This is a genomic window from Mesorhizobium sp. M7A.T.Ca.US.000.02.2.1 (genome assembly GCF_003996995.1).
Taxonomy (GTDB): Bacteria; Pseudomonadota; Alphaproteobacteria; order Rhizobiales; family Rhizobiaceae; genus Mesorhizobium.
Genome location: NZ_RZTT01000465.1, coordinates 1 through 4,405, shown reverse-complemented (window position 1 = coordinate 4,405; position 4,405 = coordinate 1). Strand labels below are relative to the sequence as shown.

The 4,405-nt window shown below is 63.6% G+C and carries 4 protein-coding genes; all 4 read right to left on the bottom strand.

Annotated features, from left to right (window positions below; genetic code table 11):
- Positions 1-149: 149 nt before the first annotated feature.
- On the bottom strand, positions 150-1,043 hold the full coding sequence (locus tag EOD15_RS29425; protein WP_127320948.1) for a sugar phosphate isomerase/epimerase: 894 nt from the start codon (positions 1,041-1,043) through the stop codon (positions 150-152).
- A gap of 208 nt (positions 1,044-1,251) precedes the next feature.
- Positions 1,252-2,190, bottom strand: a complete 939-nt coding sequence (locus tag EOD15_RS29420; protein WP_127320947.1) for an ABC transporter substrate-binding protein — start codon at positions 2,188-2,190, stop codon at positions 1,252-1,254.
- A gap of 76 nt (positions 2,191-2,266) precedes the next feature.
- A complete protein-coding gene (locus EOD15_RS29415) occupies positions 2,267-3,265 on the bottom strand; it encodes a ribose ABC transporter permease (protein WP_127266680.1) in 999 nt (332 codons plus the stop codon).
- Positions 3,262-4,405: sugar ABC transporter ATP-binding protein (locus EOD15_RS29410; RefSeq protein ID WP_148129691.1), on the bottom strand; the 1,144-nt coding region annotated here is incomplete at its 5' end. The genes EOD15_RS29410 and EOD15_RS29415, both read right to left, overlap by 4 nt.

Genomic DNA, 4,405 nt, shown 5'->3' with positions numbered 1-4,405 from the left:
TGAGGTCACCGTGTCAAGAAAAAATTCCTATCGTGAAAAATGGCGGCACAAAAGCCGCCAAAACCGGCTGCCTCGAGGCCTGTTGTTAATCTGAGTTCGGAACCCTGCCCTGTGGCGCACGCCGCGTCCTTCGGCCCTCGACGGGCGGGTCAGGGTTTGTGCCGCGCCGAGACGAGTTCCGCCTTGCGCCTTGCCGTCTCTATTCCCAGACCGATGAAAGCACGCGCGTGCTTGGCCAGCGCCATGTTGTCCGTCCACAGATTGCGCCAGATCGCGGTCTTCTTCGACAGGTTCTCATCGACGATTTCCGAAGAGAAGGATTCGAAGCTGAGGTCGTCGCTGTAGCCGATAGCGGTCAGCGCATCGAAGATCGCGGCGAAATCGATATTGCCGGTGCCGAGGAAGCCGCGATGGCTTTCGCCGATATGGACATAGCCGATCTTATCGGCGGCATGACGGATGGCCAGGCCGACATCGGCCTCCTCGATGTTCATGTGGAAGGTGTCGAGATGCAGGAAGATGTTGTCCGAGCCGGTGTCCTCGATGAAGGCCAGCCCTTGCGCGGCGGTGTTGAGCAGATTGCTTTCGAAGCGGTTGACGATCTCGAGGTTGAGCGTGACGCCGGCCGCCTTGGCTGTCTCGGCAACCTTGGCCAGCGTGCCGGCACTGCGCTGCCATTGATCGCGCGTCGGCGCCTCGACCTGCAATCCGTGGCTGGTCGAGAGAATGCCGGCGACCTTGCGGCCGCCGAGATCGCGCGTCAGCGCGATGGTGTCGTTGAGGATTTCGACCCCGCGCGCGGCAATCGCCTTGTCGGCGCTCGAAATGTCGCCATCAACAGGCAATCCGATGCTGATCGCCACGCCGAGGCCAAGATCGGCAATGCGCCTGGCAAGCCCGCCGATGTCGACATTGGCGGGGTCGAGATAGGAGAATTCGATGAGGTCGAAGCCGGCCTCCCTGGTGTTGGCCAGCGTGCGCTCGAGATCGGCCTTGGCCGAGCCCGCCGACCAGACGAAAGAATGGATTCCAATACGCGACATCATCGTCTCCGGTGCTGACAAGAGGTGCGGCCGGGTGATCCCGGCCGCACGCTGTAGATGGAGTTAGAGACTGTTTCGAAATTCGCTCTGGCGAGTCATATGGTGGTGGTTTCGAGAACCGTAGCGCAGCGGACATTTGGTCCGTGAGCAACGGAAGCGCAGAAAACGCCATCAGATGGCCGACAGAGTAGAATTTCCAAACAGGCTCTTAGCGGGCCGCGGTCCAGCCCTTATAGTCCTTCAGGTTCTCGGCCGTGATCAGCTTCGGGTCGAGCAGCACGGTCGGCTCCGCCGGCTTCTTGCCGGCCAGCAGTTCGGCCGCCATCGTCAGCGACTGGCCGGCCATCACGTAAGGGTCCTGCGAGGCCGAAGCCTTGATCATCGAGGTGCCGGAGGAGAGCTCCTTCTCGATATCGGGCGCGCCGTCGACGGCGGTGAAGATGAATTCCGAACGGTTGAGCTGCTTGGCCGCAAGCTGGGCGCCGATCGCCGTCGGGTCATTGATGGCGAACACCGCATCGATCTTGTCGAAGCGGGTGAGCAGCGACTGGAACACCTTCAGGCCGCCGTCGCGTGAGCCTTCGGCATTCTGGTCGTCGGAGAGGATCTTGATGTCGGGATGCTGCGCCAGCACGTTCTTGCAGCCCTTCACCCGCTCCAGGATCGAGGACGATGCCGGTCCGTTGAGGATGACGTAGTCTCCCTTGCCGCCGGTGTGGTCGACCAGGTACTTGCAGGCCTCTTCGCCGGCCTTGACGTTGTTGGTCATCACGGTGACGTCGGCGCCCGGCGCCGAAACGTCGAAGGCGGCAACGACGATACCCGCGGCTTGCGCCTTCTTCACCGCCGGCGCGATCGCCTTGGCGTCGACGGCATTGAGCATGATCACGTCGACGCCGGCGGCGATGAACGAATCGACCTGCGAGACCTGCTTGTTGAGGTCATAGTCGGCCGATACCGAGGTCACCTCGACCTTCGGGTTGATCTTCTTGGCCGCGTCCTCGATGCCCTTGATGGTGGCGACGAAGAAGGGATTGCCGAGCAGGCCGACCGAGATACCGACCTTGTTGAGGTCCTTGGCCGAAGCAGGCGCGATGGCGAGCGACGCGAGTGCGACGCCGCAGAGCAGTTTGGCGATGGTCTTCATTGCTTTCCTCCGATTGCCCCGCGCCTCTCACGGTGCGTTACATAAACCGGTCGTTGACGCCGGCGACTACGGTCAATCACGTTCTTGCTCCTGCCTGGAGCCTGTAGCGGTCGAGGGCGACCGCCACGATGATGACCAATCCCTTGATGATGTACTGCCAGATGTCCGAGACACCGGCCAAGATGAGCCCGTTGGAGAGCACCGCGATGATCAGGCCGCCGATCAGCGTGCCCCAGATCGAGCCGACGCCGCCGACGAAGCTGGTGCCGCCGAGGATGACAGCGGCAATGGCGTCGAGTTCGTAGGACTGGCCCAGTTGCAAGCCATTGGCGGCGTAGAGCCGGGCCGCCGACATGGCACCGCCAAGACCGGCCAGCAGGCCGGAAACGCCATAGACGAAGAGCAGCACCAGCGGCACCTTGATACCGGTCAGCCGCGCCGCTTCGGCATTGCCGCCGACGGCATAGATCCAGGTGCCGAGCACGGTGCGCTTGAGCACCAGCCAGGACAGCACAACCACCGACAGCGCGATGATGACCAGCCACGGAATGCCGAACAGCGAACCGTTGCCGATGAAATCGAACGGCAGGTCCGAGTTGAACACCGTGGTGTCCTGGCCGAGCAGGCGGGCGACACCGCGCACCGCGGTCAGCGAACCCAGCGTGACGATGAAGGGCGGCAGCTTGATGTAGGCGATGAGCAGCCCGTTGATGAGGCCGAAGCCGAGGCCAACCAGAATGGCCGCCGGCACGCCGAGCAAACCCCAGTCCGGCACCAGCGACACCATCACCGCCACCATCGCCGATGCGGCGAGGATGGCGCCGACGGACAGGTCGATACCGCCGGTCAAGATGACGAAGGTCATGCCGGCCGCCAGCACGATGTTGATCGACGACTGCTGGGTGACGATCAGAAGATTGGTCTCGGTCAGGAAGCGCGGGTTCAGGAACTGGAAGCCGGCCGCCAGCAGGATCAGCACCGGCAGCATGCCGAGGGCAGCGAAAGCCGTGCGCAACCGTCGGCTTGTGCCGGTGGCCTGGCCGCCTGCGCTGATCTCGGTCGCCTTGTCGGTCATTGCTGAGCCGCTCCCGTTGCAAGTTCCATGATTTTTTCCTGGCTTAGCGGTTCGCCTTGCGACGCCGTCACCTCGCCCGATATCGTGCCGTCGCGCATCACCAGCACGCGGTCGGCGACGCCGATCACCTCGGGCAGTTCGCTGGAGATCATCAGGATGGCGATGCCCCGCTTGGCGAGATTGTCGATCAGCCGGTAGATTTCCGATTTCGCCCCGACATCGACGCCGCGGGTCGGCTCGTCGAGGATGACGACCTTCGGCTCGGTCTCGAGCAGGCGGGCGAGCAGCACCTTCTGCTGGTTGCCGCCCGACAGCGAGCCGGCATTGGCCTGCACCGAACTGGTGCGGATGGAGAGATCGGCAACGGCCCTAGAAGCGCGCCTTTCGGCGGCCGCGAAGTCGCGCAAGCCGCCGGCGCGCGAATCCCGCGCCAGCACGCCCATGCTGATGTTGTCGGAAATCGACATGTCGAGGAACAGGCCAAGTTCCTTGCGGTCCTCGGTCAGATAGGCGATGCCGGCATCGAGCGCCTCGCGCGGCGAGCCGATGGAGATCGTTTTGCCGTCGAGTTCCAGCGTGCCTGACACGCGCCTGTCGGCGCCGAAGATCAGCCGCGCAAGCTCGGTACGGCCGGAGCCGACCAGACCCGCCAGCGCCAGCACCTCGCCCTTGTGCAGGTCGAACGAACAGTCTTTCAGGAGACGGCCGTCGGACATGCCACGCACCGAGAGCGCCACCGCGCGCTTTTCGTCCGGCGGCCGATGATCCTTCTTGTAGAAAGCCGACAGATCGCGGCCGACCATCATCGACACCAGGCGCGAGGCGCTGAGGTCGGCACGCTCGAGCGTACCGACATAACCGCTGTCGCGCAGCACGCTGACGCGATCGGCAAGCTGGTAGACCTCTTCCATGCGGTGACTGATGTAGATGATGGCGATGCCTTGCGATTTCAGCGTCGCGATGACCTCGAACAGCCGGTCGGTCTCGCGCGAGGTCAGCGACGTGGTCGGCTCGTCCATGACGATGATGCGCGCATTGGTCGACAGCGCGCGGGCGATCTCGACCAATTGGCGCTCGCCGAGCGACAGGCTGGAGACCATGTCGCGGGCCGAAAAGGAGACGCCCAGACGCGCGATGATC

What these genes read in the sequence shown, in the direction of transcription:
- EOD15_RS29425 (WP_127320948.1), bottom strand. Translation starts at nt 1,043, where the DNA reads ATGTCGCGTATTGGAATCCATTCTTTCGTCTGGTCGGCGGGCTCGGCC.
- EOD15_RS29420 (WP_127320947.1), bottom strand. Translation starts at nt 2,190, where the DNA reads ATGAAGACCATCGCCAAACTGCTCTGCGGCGTCGCACTCGCGTCGCTC.
- EOD15_RS29415 (WP_127266680.1), bottom strand. Translation starts at nt 3,265, where the DNA reads ATGACCGACAAGGCGACCGAGATCAGCGCAGGCGGCCAGGCCACCGGC.